12 protein-coding genes are annotated in these 13,622 nt (G+C 66.0%); 3 read left to right on the top strand and 9 right to left on the bottom strand.

Annotation, left to right across the window (positions count from 1 at the left end; genetic code table 11):
* Positions 1-26: 26 nt before the first annotated feature.
* The 6 genes from ACFXN1_RS42575 to ACFXN1_RS42550 all read right to left on the bottom strand — a co-directional run bounded on the left by ACFXN1_RS42575 (position 27) and on the right by ACFXN1_RS42550 (position 5,966).
* Positions 27-911 carry a hypothetical protein gene (locus tag ACFXN1_RS42575; RefSeq protein WP_379442834.1) on the bottom strand — a complete coding sequence of 295 codons (885 nt, stop codon included), beginning with the start codon at positions 909-911 and terminating at the stop codon, positions 27-29.
* A gap of 67 nt (positions 912-978) precedes the next feature.
* Positions 979-1,962: a hypothetical protein gene (locus ACFXN1_RS42570; protein WP_379442836.1), complete on the bottom strand. Its 984-nt coding sequence runs from the start codon at positions 1,960-1,962 to the stop codon at positions 979-981.
* Complete coding sequence (locus ACFXN1_RS42565; protein ID WP_379442837.1) at positions 1,959-2,525, bottom strand: hypothetical protein; 567 nt, start codon at positions 2,523-2,525, stop codon at positions 1,959-1,961. Before ACFXN1_RS42565 ends, ACFXN1_RS42570 begins: the two co-directional genes overlap by 4 nt.
* Positions 2,522-2,938: a hypothetical protein gene (locus ACFXN1_RS42560; protein ID WP_379442838.1), complete on the bottom strand. Its 417-nt coding sequence runs from the start codon at positions 2,936-2,938 to the stop codon at positions 2,522-2,524. Before ACFXN1_RS42560 ends, ACFXN1_RS42565 begins: the two co-directional genes overlap by 4 nt.
* A gap of 125 nt (positions 2,939-3,063) precedes the next feature.
* A complete protein-coding gene (locus ACFXN1_RS42555) occupies positions 3,064-3,951 on the bottom strand; it encodes a C40 family peptidase (protein WP_379442840.1) in 888 nt (295 codons plus the stop codon).
* A 227-nt stretch (positions 3,952-4,178) separates the two neighbouring features.
* The gene (locus ACFXN1_RS42550; protein ID WP_379442841.1) at positions 4,179-5,966 is read right to left on the bottom strand and encodes a hypothetical protein; all 1,788 of its coding nucleotides are present in this window, start codon (positions 5,964-5,966) and stop codon (positions 4,179-4,181) included.
* 176 nt (positions 5,967-6,142) lie between these two features.
* On the opposite strand from ACFXN1_RS42550, the gene ACFXN1_RS42545 reads away from it, so the two are divergent.
* The 3 genes from ACFXN1_RS42545 (at position 6,143) to xerC (ending at position 9,232) form a co-directional block, all read left to right on the top strand.
* The gene (locus ACFXN1_RS42545) at positions 6,143-7,216 is read left to right on the top strand and encodes a tyrosine-type recombinase/integrase (protein ID WP_379442842.1); all 1,074 of its coding nucleotides are present in this window, start codon (positions 6,143-6,145) and stop codon (positions 7,214-7,216) included.
* Positions 7,217-7,546 (top strand): helix-turn-helix domain-containing protein, encoded by a 330-nt coding sequence (locus ACFXN1_RS42540; protein WP_379442843.1) that lies wholly within the window; start codon positions 7,217-7,219, stop codon positions 7,544-7,546.
* Positions 7,547-7,642: 96 nt separating this feature from the next.
* Positions 7,643-9,232: a tyrosine recombinase XerC gene (gene xerC / locus ACFXN1_RS42535; protein ID WP_379442845.1), complete on the top strand. Its 1,590-nt coding sequence runs from the start codon at positions 7,643-7,645 to the stop codon at positions 9,230-9,232.
* A 26-nt stretch (positions 9,233-9,258) separates the two neighbouring features.
* On the opposite strand, the gene ACFXN1_RS42530 is transcribed toward xerC, so the two are convergent.
* The 3 genes from ACFXN1_RS42530 to ACFXN1_RS42520 form a co-directional block, all read right to left on the bottom strand.
* Entirely contained in the window at positions 9,259-10,734 is a 1,476-nt protein-coding gene (locus ACFXN1_RS42530; RefSeq protein ID WP_379442846.1) for an SCO6880 family protein, read from the bottom strand.
* Positions 10,731-12,182, bottom strand: a complete 1,452-nt coding sequence (locus ACFXN1_RS42525) for a hypothetical protein (protein ID WP_379442848.1) — start codon at positions 12,180-12,182, stop codon at positions 10,731-10,733. The genes ACFXN1_RS42530 and ACFXN1_RS42525 overlap by 4 nt, the downstream gene beginning before the upstream one ends.
* 818 nt (positions 12,183-13,000) lie before the next feature.
* Positions 13,001-13,615 carry a hypothetical protein gene (locus ACFXN1_RS42520; RefSeq protein WP_379442850.1) on the bottom strand — a complete coding sequence of 205 codons (615 nt, stop codon included), beginning with the start codon at positions 13,613-13,615 and terminating at the stop codon, positions 13,001-13,003.
* Between the last annotated feature and the right edge of the window lie 7 nt (positions 13,616-13,622).

Raw genomic sequence — 13,622 nt, 5'->3', positions numbered from 1 at the left:
GCTAGCGATTTGGTCCGAGGTGTCACTCATAGCTCGATCCCTGGCGTTGTCTCGCGCGCGGGAGCATGCGGCACGCTCGTGTCGACATCGAGTGGTGTGTCCACCCCGTCGGGGATCCCGGCGACCTCGATCGCTTCGGTGATCTGTGTGCCGGGTGGCGCGTCGGCGCCTGGCTGGTGTGGGGTCGCTGAGAGCCGAGTTCTGATCTCGTCGATCATGTGGGCCGGAGTCATGCGCTCCCACACGCCGCCCTCCGCGGGCAGGCCGACGTCACCGAGCGCTTTGGTTTGCAGCGCAAGATCAGTCGTGTAGATCCCGGCATACCCACGCCATCGCTTCCCCAGTTCAGCGGTATTGAGGTCGCGCACGGTCGTGGCGGCCGCGTCCCAGGTGTGTGCGCCCCACAACCGATCGCCTTCCGCGGCAGAGATCGTCAGGACGCTGGCGATGGCGCGAGCATGTTGGGCCAGGACCCGCAGCTTGCGGTCGAACAGTTGGGCGGTGCCGACCTCGGCGCGAGCCCCGACCTCGCCATAGATTGCAGCCACTGCGGCCATGCCCTGCAGGTGCCGCACCTGTCCTTCGAGCTCGGCCACGAAATGGTGTCGAGGGATCGGCGCGGGCTCGCGCCAGTGCAGGTCGGCTCGCCATCGCATCCCGCGATCGCCGCGTTCGCGGCATTGGTCGATCCATGCGGTCGGGATCGCTGCGGCGGCAGCGGCGTTTTCGAGTTGTTGGCGCAACAGCGCGTGCCCGTGGAAGTCCTCGTACCAGGACGTGGGCCGCGCTTGACCGGTCGTCTGCTCTCGGGCGTTTGCTCGGTCCTGCATCAGCCGCGCCATCGCCGCCTGGTTGTGAACGGCTTTGAGGACTTTCATCTGTACCGGGGTCGGTTTGCTCGAGTTGCTCATCGATTTCTCCTGACCGCCCACGCCCAGAGAGGCGGCAATGCGCCGTCGGACGGCTCGCTGCGGCTGGTCATGGTTCGAGTCCTTGGTCCGGTCCGAGTGCTGGTCCTGCCGTCGCCTCGGGCGTTGTGATCGGGGCGATGCCGGGGTCCTCCACGACCTCGGCGTCGATGACGTCGGCCAGATCAATTGCTGCGTCGATCACGCTGCCGTCGACGGCTTCGGTTGCCGCAGTGCCGGTGTCGGAGTGCGCGGCATGGTCAACGACGATCCAAAAATTCATTTCCTCGGTCAGGCCACGGGTTGCCTGCCACACAGCGAGGTCTTTTCCCGGGTGCGGGCCGAGATCCTGCGGCCCGGGGTCGGAGAGGTCGGAGGCGCTCATCCCGGTGTCCTCGGCGAATCGCTCGTCGAATGCGTCGGCGTGCGACTTGTGTGTCTCGGAGAGATCGGCCGTGCTGTGGGCGGCCGCGTAGGCGGCGGCCGAGCGCATTCCGGCGGCCTGATCGGGTGCCTGGGAGTTGAGAGTCTCGGTGAATCCCGCTGCGCGACGGCGGATATCGATGAGCAGCGTCTTGTATTCGACGTCGAGGTCGTGGCGTTGTTGCTCCCAGGCACCGCGGTTGATCAGGTTCTCGCGCTGGATGTGATGCAGGTCGTCCTTGTTCGCGCGATCGGCCGCAGCGTCGGTGGTACGCCGGTCGAGGTCGGCGTCGCCGCGTTCGATGATCCGTTCTTTGATCCGGCGTTCGAGCACGTGCAGTTCTTCGGCGCGTTCGATCTGGCGGGCCTTGAAATCGGTTTCGAGCGTGTGGAGTTCTGACTCGTTGCGGGCGCGGGCCTGGTAGCCGACGGCCTTGAGATCGTGGATTTCGCGGTTTTGCTGCAGCCGGACCTCCGACTCCTCGGCGCGGCGTTCGAACTCAGCGGTCGAGCGAGATTCGGCACCGCGCCGTTGCAGCAGGTTCATCGTCATCGCCGCGGTTTGCATGGCCTGCACGAACCCGGTCCGGACGGCTTGCCCGCCCTCCTCGACCGGGTCGCCGCCGCTCACGTTCTCACCTCGAGCGCCGAAACACGCCATCCCACTAAGGAATCCGCTCGCGTTGCTCGGACAAAGACCGTGAGCAGGATCGAAGGGTCTCGGTTGTCGGGCGCAAGGGTGACTGCGGCGACCCGAGCGAAGGTGACGCCGGTGTCGGGTGGGTGGTCATCGGCACCCAGGCGCGCGGTCGCCACAACCGAGACGTTCGAGTCGCGCCACCGCTGCCACTGCGCGCTGGTGATTGGTGCCAGGATGTGGGCGGTCGTGTCCATGTGAGCGGCGAGCGCCGAATCCATCAGCGGCGTCGCCAATTGGAACGACGCGCCTTGGTCGGCCTGCTGATCGGGTCGATACGTGAAGGTGGTCTGGACTGCCGCCAGGACTACCTGCGATGGCGAGCAGCCATCGAGATGTTCGAAGGGGGGTGCGAATTCTGCATCGCGGCAATTGCTTTCGGAATTATTCCCGGATTGTCCGGGTTGAGCGCAGCCCTCGAGTGCCGCTGCAGACAGCAGCACAACCACCGCCACCGCTTTATGGAGGATCTGCTGTTCGGGATGATCGCGTGTCATAGCAGCCCCTGCGGGTTGCGGATCAAGGAGCCGAGATCGCTGGTCCACCAGTCGATGAACTGGTTCTCCGGGTGGGAGAGGGCTGGATTGGCGGTGGCGTCGACGACAAGGTCGAGTATCAGTCCGTTGCTGATCGCGGCAGTGGTGAGCTCCTCGCGCTCGAGACCTGACCGCGCCACGACCAGTCGCAGCGTGGCGACATCGGCACCCCATTCCTGCCGAGCGCGCGCAGCGATCCAAATCGCCTGTAGCGCTGCAACTTTTGCAGCGACAGTCGTGGTGTCGATGACCAGATCGGAGTGGAACCTCGCGTGCCAGATGACCGTTTGGTCAGGTCTGCACAGCGTGAACGTTCGCAGCGTCGCGCTCGACCACAACATCAGCTGTGGTCCGCGGGCGGCCAGGAGGGCCATCCGCTCCTCGGGTGTCGTGTTCTTCCCCGACCGGACTCCCCGCGCGCCGAACCCGGAGTGACCGGCAGGCGACTCGGTGCTGGCGGAGGATTCGCTGCGCTTCGAGGGAGGCGTATCAGGTTGTGTCACAGGCTTTTCCCAACTTCGCTGGTGCGGGGGTCGGCGGGGATCGAATAGCGGCGCAGGTCGAGGTGGTCGCCGTTCCACAGGGGCGCGATCGTGACGGTCTGCCCGCTCTGGGGTGCATGCAGGACGAGGTCCTGGCCTTGCTCGTTGCGTCCGTAATAGATCGCGACGTGATGGGAGGTGCTCTCTCCTGGGGCGGTGATGAAGATCAGATCGCCGGGCTGGCGTTGTTCGAACGGGATAATCGTTGCGGCGGGGTCGTCTTGTTGGGCCTGGGTGAAGTGCGGTAGCCGCAGTCGGCCGCCGGAGGCCTGGTAGAGCGCGTACAGCGTGAGTCCCGAACAGTCGAAGCCACCGCCGGTCGGCCCGTTCTGGTCCCCACCGCCCCAGATATAGGGGGTGCCGATCCACTTCTCGGCGGCTGCGATGATCGCGGCCCCGAAATCGCTCGTCGTCGCGGGCAGCAGCCCACCTGCTCCGCCCGCGCCGCATCCGCTCGCCGGTTGACCGGCTTGGTCGGTGGACAGCGGCGCAGGGTTGATGCCGGCGAACGTGGAGTACAGGCTGCGCGCCAAATCCAGTTGTCCCGCATACGCGTTGACCCTGGCCACCTCGATGGCTTGTGCCAGGTCGGCCGGTGCCATGTGGTCTCTGCCCGGGATGCGATCGGCCTGGTCGTAGAACCAATTGATCTGATAGACCGGGTTCATCAGGGTGGCGATGCCCACCGAGCCCCACACGCTGGCACGCATCTGGTGCGGGCCCACGGAATCGCCGTCGTATCCGAGCCCGTCCGAGCTGTAGTTCAGCGAATCGGGCACTGCTGGATTGGCCAGGTTGCGGAACGTGGATTCGGTGGCTTGCGCGGCGAGCTCGGCCAGGATCACCGTGTCGGGTTCGCCGCGTTGTTTCCCGATCACGACCCCGTTGCGGGCCAGCTGTAGTTGCGCTTCGGTCAAGCCGTCGACTTGCACACCCGTGGAGCCCTGTAGCCCAGTGCCCGACAGGGACGTCGCGCACGACGAAATCGGTGTGGCTCCGATCATCACCAGGAACAACACGATCATGAGTAGCGAGAGCGAAAATGCTCCCGCCACTGCGATTTTCGGCAGATTCAAAGGTCACCGCCTTGTCTCCCGCCGTCGGAGGCTGCCCCAGTGCTGTGGGCGCTGTGCATCGCAGGTGCGCTAGGGTGGTCGTGATCGCTCGGCGTCGTGGTGGTGAGGTGGTCGAAGCGCCGATTGGTGTTGTGGATCTGCGACTCCCGCTCCGTCGGGGTGAAGGTCATCCGAAAGGCGATGCCCGGCTCGGCGGCTTCACCCGTTTTGAGCAGGAAACAGCCTGTGCCCGGGGGTGTTTCGCGGATCGGCGAGCCGTCGAGGCCGTCATCGGTCGGCGGCCGGGGTGCAGCCCAGGAGGTGACGAGTAGTTTCTCGGTCTCGGTGATCGAGACCGTGGCGCGGATACGCTCGATTTCGTCGGGGCCGACCGGCCCGACGATTTTGGCGCGGGCGCGTTCGAAGAAGCCCAGCGCCTTCATGGTGGCGAGGTCTTTGATGGTGTGGCTGCACATGACCAGCCAGCACGCCAAGACCCGGTTGAGCCGCGTCAACGCGTCGACTCGGTCGACCATGTATTCCCCGACGCCGAGGACCCGCCAGATCTCGTCCATGACGACCCCGAAGGTGCGGGGAGGAGCAAGCCCGGCGTCGGCGAGGGCGTGCGCGGCGGCTACCACCCCGAAACCTTCACTCCAACACGTCATCAGCACCGCGGCAAGGAGTTTGGTGTCTCCTTCCGGGATGCGTGAGACGTCCACGCACACTGCGGGGCTGTGCAGGTCGATCGGTGTGCTGGTGTGCCGATCGAAGATCTCGCCCCAGGGGCCTTCGATCAGGGCGCGCAACGATCGCCGCAGCATTTTCGTGCTGGCCCGATAGGAGGGGTTGTCGTCCTCCTCGGCGAACTGGCGCAGTTGATCGGCACCGTTAGAGATGACGGCCAGCAGATCCGACAGCAGCGGTGGGCTGTCGGGCGTGAATCCTCCTGTCGGGCTGTAGAGTTCGCGCAGGCTGGCTGCGATGAGGGTCTCTTCGTAGTCGGCGATGCGTGTGCCGCGGACCAGCTCGATGAGCCCGGCGACGATGGTCACCTGTCCGGCTTCCACGCGTGCGGCGACGCGGCGACGCAGGTCGGGATCGGGGAGTTGATCGATGACCGAACCCAGCGCCCCCACGGCAAGGGGGTTGATACTGCCGTAGCCGTACCCCAGTTCGATGACCTGGCCGCCCAGTTTCTCGACCAGGTCGCGGTAGTCGGGCTTGGTATCGCCCATGCACAGCACGGTCTCCCCCATGGCGACCGATCCGGTGACGAGCCGACGGATCAGCGAGCTCTTGCCGAATCCGTTGAGCGCCAGAATGAAAGCGATCGGCGCGGTGATGAATCCGCGTAGGAACCAGCTCATCGGGTCGAAGTGCACCGGAGCGCCGGTGATGTAGTGCGTGCCCACGGGGGTGCCGACCGTGGGTGCTGCGGCGCCGACCGAAAAGGGCCACAGGCCAGCGACTTGGACAGTGGTCGAGCGCCATTCGGGCATCGCTGGCACCACCGAAGCGCGCCCACCGCCCAAGCCCTGGTAGCCGCGGTCGCTCAGGGCCGCGCGTGGTAGGTGATAGTCGCTGTGGTTCTCGGCGTCGCTGCGCCGCTCGGCATTCGCGCGCCGATGGTCATCGGACGACAGCGCCCACCGCGCGGTGAGACCACGCAGTCCGCGCTTCTGCGCGGCAGCTTCGGCTCGGAGCCGCGCTTCGGCAGTCAGGATCGCGATCCCGCCGACCTTAACCGTCCTCGGTGTCCGGGACGCGACCGAACGAGTACGGGGGCGACGTCGGCCGGTCATGCCAATTCCCCATCACTCAGGTTCGATTGGTGGTGGGCGGAGGCGGTTAGCCGCAGACCAGGGGCCTTAACCGTGATACGTGCTGTGATCGGCGTGTTGAGGTTGTCTCGGCTTTTCTGAAGCGGTCTCATGCTTCTCGATCTCCTTCCACGTCGGGTGAAGGCGAGGTGTGTGAGTTGGGCGTCGCGGCGGTCCGGGATCTGCGGTCGGTTCGGCCGGCGGCCTCGGCCGAGGAGTTGGAGCGGTTCGAGACCGATGTGCTGGCCGAGTTCGTGCTCGCGCGCTCGGCAGCGGGGTGGGCGGATGCAACGATCCGGGGTGACCTGAGCAATCTCGAACAGATGCGGACCTGGTTCGGTCGCCCGTTGTGGGAGATGGAGCCGCCGGACGCGGACACCTATTTCGGGCGGGTGCTGCGCGGGTCGCCGAGCGGCACGCGGTTGGCGCGTTGTGCGGCGTTGTCGGTGTACTTCGAGTTCCTCGAGCTTCGGCACAAGGTCGAGTTGCATGCGATGACCGGCCGGGTGGTGGAATGCCCGATCGATGAGATGAACCGGCCCCGTGGCCACAAGGACACCAGGGTGCGGATCCCACCGCTGCGCGAGGAGGTTCAGACCTTGTTCGCGGGGTGGGCGCAGGAGCTGACGACGTGCAGGAAGTTCGCACCGGCCGCCCGGAACTACACCGCGTCGCGTCTGATGGCCGATGTCGGGTTGCGGATCAGCGAGGCCCGCCATCTCGATTTGGACGACATCCGTTGGGAGCTGGGATATTTCGGCAAGCTCCATGTCCGCGTCGGCAAAGGCGCGCGAGGGTCGGGACCGCGGCAACGGATGGTGCCGTTGCTCAACGGCGCCGACTGCACCCTGCGCTGGTATGTCGAGGACGTGTGGGGACAGTTCGGCGACGATCACACCCGCCCCGGCGCGCCGCTGCTGCCCACCGAACGCATCAACGCGGACCGATCGCGAAATCGCGTCGGCTACAACGCCTTGCGTCGCAGTTTGGCCGAGGCGACGGCGGCGTATCTGCCGACGTGGGTAGGGCGGATGTCGCCGCATGTGCTGCGCCATTACTGCGCCTCGCAACTGTACTTGGATGGCGTGGACCTGATCTCGATCCAGGAGATGTATGGCCATGCCTGGGTGACCACCACGATGAAATACGTTCACGTGCACCGAAGCCGGATCGAGGACGCCTGGATCGCCGGTCAACAACGCGTCGGCACGCGCTTGAAGGGACTGATGTGAATGCGCTGGAATCTGCGTCTGGCCGCGGCGAACCGCGGTATCTGGCAGGCCTCGCAGTTGCAGCGCCTGCTGGCCGAGCGTGGCCTGGTCATTTCCGCGGGCAAGATGTCGCACCTGTGGTCGGGCCGGCCCGCCTCGATCAAGCTCGCCGATCTGGACGTGGTCTGCGCCGTGCTGGGCTGCGACATCGGCGAACTGCTGATCCCGGAACCGGATTCGGTGCCGCGTCCCGACTCCGGCAGCGACGACGACGTGCTGGCGGCGGCACAACGACCTCGCCCCAGGGTGGTGCCCCGCCGCCGGGACGGGCGTTCGATGCCGCCGACCTGAGCGATGGTCGCCCGAGACGGTGCCCGGCCGCCGATCGCGCGCTCGGTGACCAGCTGCTCTGAATGTCTGGCATGGGGCCCGACCTACTCTCAGGGCGTGTGCCTGGCCTGCTACAACTTCGCTGTCCACTACCGCCGCTGCGTCGACCACTGCCTGGCCTGCCACCGCCGAGTCCCGCTCAGGGATGGCTACTGCCGCCTGTGCTGGTGCCAGGCCCGGCTCGACCGGGCCGCCACCGCCGAAAACTCCCGCGACAGAACCGTTCTCGCTCCATATGCAGCGAAAGTCCGCTACCACCAACTGTTTCTGGCCGACCTCCATCAGCCCCACGCGCCACCGCCGACAACGCCACGCCGACGCGGGGCCAAGGGCCGCCGGCCCAAACAAGCACCGCCGGCCGCGTCGCGCCCCAGTCCCGACTCCGCGCAACTGCTGTTGCTGACAGACCTGCCCCGCACCTACCGGCGTGGCAGTGTCGATCTGAGATCGACTGCCGCGCCGGACAATCCGTGGCTGGCCTGGGCCCTGCACCTGGCCTGGACAACGGCCGAGACACACGGCTTCGCCCCTGAAGTGCGCCGGGCACTCGATCGGAACCTGATCATGCTGCTGACCACGCACACCGACGGCGACCTCGTGCGGGTCTCGCAGTTCCACCGGCTGATCTGCCATCAGGGAGGCAGCGCGCTCGTCCACGTCATCGACATCTTGTCGGCGATGGGGATCCTCCTCGACGACCGACCCACAGCGTTCGATACCTGGCTCGACGCCAAACTCGACGGCCTCGCCCCCGCGATCGCCCACCAGGCCGAACGCTGGGTTCGCACCCTCCACGACGGCGGACCCCGCCAGCACCGCCGCACACCCGCGAACGCGATGGCCTACTTCAACGGGGTACGACCCGCGCTGCAGACATGGTCGGCCAGCCACGATCATCTGCGCGAGATCACCCGCGACGAAGTCCTCGCCTATCTCGCCGATCTGCACGGCGAGCCGAGGATCCTCGCGCTGGGAGGGTTGCGGTCCTTGTTCGCCTGGGCCAAACGCAACGGCGTGGTCTTCCAGAACCCCTGCACCCGGATCCGGCACACACCACGAGTCCGACGGATCTGGCAACCACTGTCCGACGACGAGATGACAGCCGCGCTGCGCGCCGCCGACACCCCACAAGCACGTCTGTGCGTCGTGCTCGCCGCCGTCTACGCCGCCCGGCCCGGACAGATCCGGGCCCTGCTGCTCGACGACGTGGACCTGGGCAACCGGCGCATAACCGTGGGCGGCCGCAGCCTCCCGATCGACGAGATCACCGCCACGGTGCTGCGCGAGTGGCTCGACCACCGGCGCAGCCGCTGGCCGCGCACTGCGAACCCGCACCTGCTCATCAGCAAGGAAACCGCACTGCGCACCGGACCGGTCAGCACCGCGTTCCTGCCGAACCTGCGCGGCCTGGCAGCGACCCTGGAACGACTGCGCATCGACCGCGAACTCGAGGAAGCCATCACCTGCGGCGCGGACCCGCTGCATCTGTCGGTGATGTTCGGGATCTCCGGCACCAACGCGATCCGGTGGGCCACCAACGCCCGGCAACTGCTGACCGACCCTCACACCGCCAACCCGCCAGGTTCCACACCAACCCGAGCACCCACCCACCCGGATGCCGCCGGAGAGCACTCGGGTTCCCCCTGAAAACGCTTCAGTTTCCGTGAACCCGTTCACATCGATACTCGTTTGGAGATCGATGTGTGCTCGGGCAGGATGAGCCCGATACCGAGGCTGGCGGCGAAAGTTGCGGCCTGAGCGGCGTAGCAGCGACGCACACGTAGTCGTGCCGCGGCCGACATCGCTCGTACTGACGCTTCGATTCCTGGAAGGTCGCCGTCGAGAGCGTCGGTGATGGTGATTAGGGCACCGAAGCGAGTCAGGCCTGCACCTCGGGCTTGCTCTTGCCGGGCGGCGCGCGTGTTGTCCACACGGATCGAGGCCGACGCGGACGTGATGCCGCGTTCGGTCTGCTCGGCGGCCAACGCGTCCTTGTAGTCGGAGTCCACGAGGTCGACGGCCTCGGCGGCGGAGTGCAAGCGATAGACCACGGCGACTCGCTTGCGGGGTACGTCCAGGCGTGGGCGCAGCAGTTCTTCGAGACCGGTTTCCAGGACCGCGCCGCGTGGGGGTGCGTCCATTTCCCAGGTGATCGACCGGGCGCCGTCGTGGACGTAGTGGTCCCAGCGGTCGGCGTGCGCGATCGGCCCGACGCTGTCCCAGAATTGGGTGCGCAGGATGTCTCGTCCGGCCGCTTCGATGTCGCGTTGGGAGGCGATGTCGTAGCGCGATCGCACCAGGCCCAGGACTTCCCACGCTTCCAGTGGTGTGGCGGGCAGGCCGGCGCGGGCGAGTTGGGATAGCACGCCTTGCAGGCGTTGTCCGATTTCGCGGGCCTGTTCGGCGGTGTCGCCGCGGATGCGGCCCTTGCCGATTGCTCGGTAGGTGATCGCGATCCTGGCTTCGATGCGCACGCCGAGTCCGCCGATGTCGCTGGCGGCTTCGCGCATGACAGTTTTCGCGAACTCGGGCGCGTCGTTGCGTACCAGCCGGGCGACTTCGCGGCGTTGCTTGAGCCGGGTCTCGACGACGGTGTCGACCACGGAGGTGACAGCGACGACTTCCCCGCCGCGCGATTGTGCGGCCAGGAACTGGCCGTAGTCCTCGACCCAGGCGTCGATCTGGGATTGGTCGACGAGCTCTTTGCCTCGCGGCAGCACTCGCAGGACCACGCTGTAGTGGTCGGTCCGGCGGATATGGATCAGCGCGAACCGCTTGCCGCCGGGCGTTTCGTACTCCGAGAGCCTCGAGTCAGCCAGCAGACCAGGCAATTTCGCCAATCCCGGAATCCGTGAGAACCGCCCCGCGCGATATTCCAGCTCGCCGCGCGCCCGCGCCATCGCGTACTGGTACCGCAGCACGACGGTCTCCCAGCCGGTCCTCCCGCCGATAGTGACCGCCAGCGGGGCGAACAGTGTTGCGCTGCACCCGATTACGGTGCCGGTTAGCGACAGGGAGTGGCTGACCATGAAGGTCAGCATCACCACGATCACCAGTCCGAGGCCGACCATACTCACGCCCCAGGTCAGCCCGAAAAAGCCTGCCGAGCGCGGCTTTTCCCATCTGCCGTACATGCGTGCGGATGTCATCGCCGCACCTCCATGGGACTCGGTGCGTCCACATCCCACCCGGCCTCAGTGGCATCTCGGAACTTGTCATCAACCGCCGAAGCAGCCTGCTGCCCAGCTTGTTTCGCGCCTTCTGCGGCAGCCATTACCGCCCCGGCGGTGCCTGCCGCAGCTGCCGCGCCACCGGCGCCCGCTGCCCCGCCGCTCTCCCCGGCGGCTGCGGCCTGGCCACTGCTTGAGGCTCCGGATCCACCGCTTCCGCTCGGTGATCCTCCCGATCCGGAGCCGCCGCCGGAGCCGCCGGAATCGCCCGTTCCGCCGGACATCGGACGTCCGCCACCCCCACCGCCGCCGGGAGGAGGTCTGTCACCTCCACCGCCGCTGGGTTTCGAACCACCGCCTGTGTCGTTGTCCCCCTCGGAGACCTTGCGTGCGTTCGATCCCCCGCCGCCGATTGATCCCATCGCGACACCGAACGCGCCGCCCGCGAGCGCCGCCGCCGCACCTCCCCCACCTCCCAGGGTCGACACCGCTGGCGCGATCAATCGCATGAGTGCGGGCAGCACAATCGGTACCGACAGCAGCAGAAGCAGGCCCAGCAGTACGAGCTGGGCATCTTGTTGATCACTGCTCTTGGTCCCGGCCGCGGTGAACGCGATGGCGTAGACGAGCGCGCCGACCGGTTTCCACAGCACGAACGCCAACGCCCACGACAGCATTCGTTTATAGGCCTGCGAACCAGGACCCGTACCGGCCGCCGAGGCCGCAAGCGGAAAGGCGGCGACCACCAGAATCAGCACGGCCTGCCTCATGACCAGCATTACCAGCTGCGCGAGCATGCTGATCACGCCAAAGATCCCAAGCAACAGCAAAAGTGCCGATCCCAGCCCACCATTGTGTCGAAGGTCGAAGTCCACCAACCGTGAGACAGCGCTGTTGAGGTCACCCCTCGTTGCGTCGAATATCACCCAATTGCTGAAGGCGTCACCCGCTTTGGTGCCCATCGTGATCAGCGCCGAAAACATCATCGAGGCGAAAATCGCACGAGCAAAGACAAGAAAGCTCTCCTGGGCCTCGCCCGCGACGCCGCCTCGTTTGGCCATGGCAAGCCGGGCAGCACCGAAGAGAATGCCCGCGATCATCAGTAGCACTTGCAGGCCGCCGGTATAGCCCTGAATCGATGCAAGCACAGGACCGGGGTCACCAGCTGTCGAGGCCAATTGCGGCGAAGGTAGGCTGACCCACCAAGTCATCGCCATCCGGAGTGCATTGCCGAACGCCTCTCCGAACATGTTGGCGATGTTGTCCAGGACCGAGCTCCCCGCCGCTCCCACGGCCTTTTCGCCGAGATTTTTCAACTGGCACACGGCTCCTACGACATTCGGCAGGTTGCACAGGATCTGTCCCGGTGAGTCATGCAAAGGACCGGCCTCAGCGGCCGGATATGCCAAGAGAATCGGGCTGCTCATAGTGAAGTTCCTTTCCAGGAACCGAACTCTGCAAGGGAGGTGACGGGAACTGCGGATGCCCAGAGGGATTCGATGTCGTCGGGAACCCGCACTCGCCAGTCACCGTCGCTCCATGCCATTGGCCAGTTCGCGTAGGCCCATCCACCGGTCGCGCGAACGGCGATCTGTACTACGGCAAAATCTGGCTGATATCCCGGGAGCACCCGGATTCCTTCGGGTACGACGACATAGGTCGCGGCGTCGAGCGTCTCGAGGCGGCTGCTGGCGAGGCGATCGGTCAGGGCTGCACCACCGCCGAGGAACCGCTGGTGGACAACGTTGCGCCACAGTTCTTCTGGCGCGGACAGGGCTCGTGCGATCGCGTCGCACGCGGCCAGGGCAGCGCCTTGTGGGGTGTCTGCAAACCCTGAAGCGACTCCTGCCGCGATGGTGGCGGGTCCGTCGCTGCCGGAGATCGGCAGCGCCGCGCCTCCCCATCCGCGCTGCCATTGCAGTCGAGCAGGCGTTGCGGTGAGGTAGTCGGGCCGATTCGGGTTCGGCCGCAGTATCGGCTCCTGGGGAAGGGGGACGCCTCCCGGATCGGCTGGGGTTTCGAGTCTGTTGCCGAAGATGTCGGTGGTGGGCAGTCGAGACGATCCGGAATCTGTCGTTGTGTTTTCCGTTGGGGGCGTGATCTTCGCGGCCGGTGTCGAGCCACTATCAGAATTGCCGTGGTATCGAATTGCGGCGAGAACAGTGAGAGTGATGATCAGGACCGTGATTCCGATAGGCAGCACGGGTCCAGGACGTCGAAGGCTCATAATCGGCGCGTCCTCATCTCATGGAAGTGGTAGCGGAATGAGATTGGAAGGCAACGCGGTGACCGTTTGCACAGGCGATGTTTGGAGCTGGCTGGGAAGCAGTAGCTTCCAGTCACCGAGTTGCCAAATGACAATTGCGGTGTTCCGAGTGAGCGATTGATCGGACTGGATCGTGAAAATGACGATCTCGGCGCGACCCGCGGTATAGGTCGCGACGTGGTATCCAGCGATTCTCGGTGCGTTAGCGGTAATGGGGTCGGTGATGGAGATCTGCGATCGAGCTATCGCCCAGGCGTCACGACCGGGTCCTGACGCGAGCATCCGCTGACCGATCAGCGCCCATTCACTATCCGGCGCAACAGATATCCGAACTGTCGCGTTGATCGCCGCCAGAGCGGCACCAACGGGACTTCTATCGAATCCGCTGACCACAGCGCCGCCGCTGTCTCGTGGACCCTGATCCGCGACCGGCAATGAAATGCGTTGAAATACAGTCGCTTTCAGGTTGCTCGGCGGGGCATCGACGTTCGCGGTCGTGGCAGTGCCGGGCGCGGAATCAGTGCTGTGGTGACTGCACCCTGTCAGCAGGATGCTCGACCCGAGCAGACCCGCGCTGAAGGTCAGCGTGCCCATGACCGTC

It is taken from the genome of Nocardia sp. NPDC059154 (genome assembly GCF_042755705.1).
GTDB lineage: Bacteria > Actinomycetota > Actinomycetes > Mycobacteriales > Mycobacteriaceae > Nocardia.
Note: the sequence above shows the minus strand (reverse complement) of the source record. Positions and strands in the feature narration are given on the sequence as shown.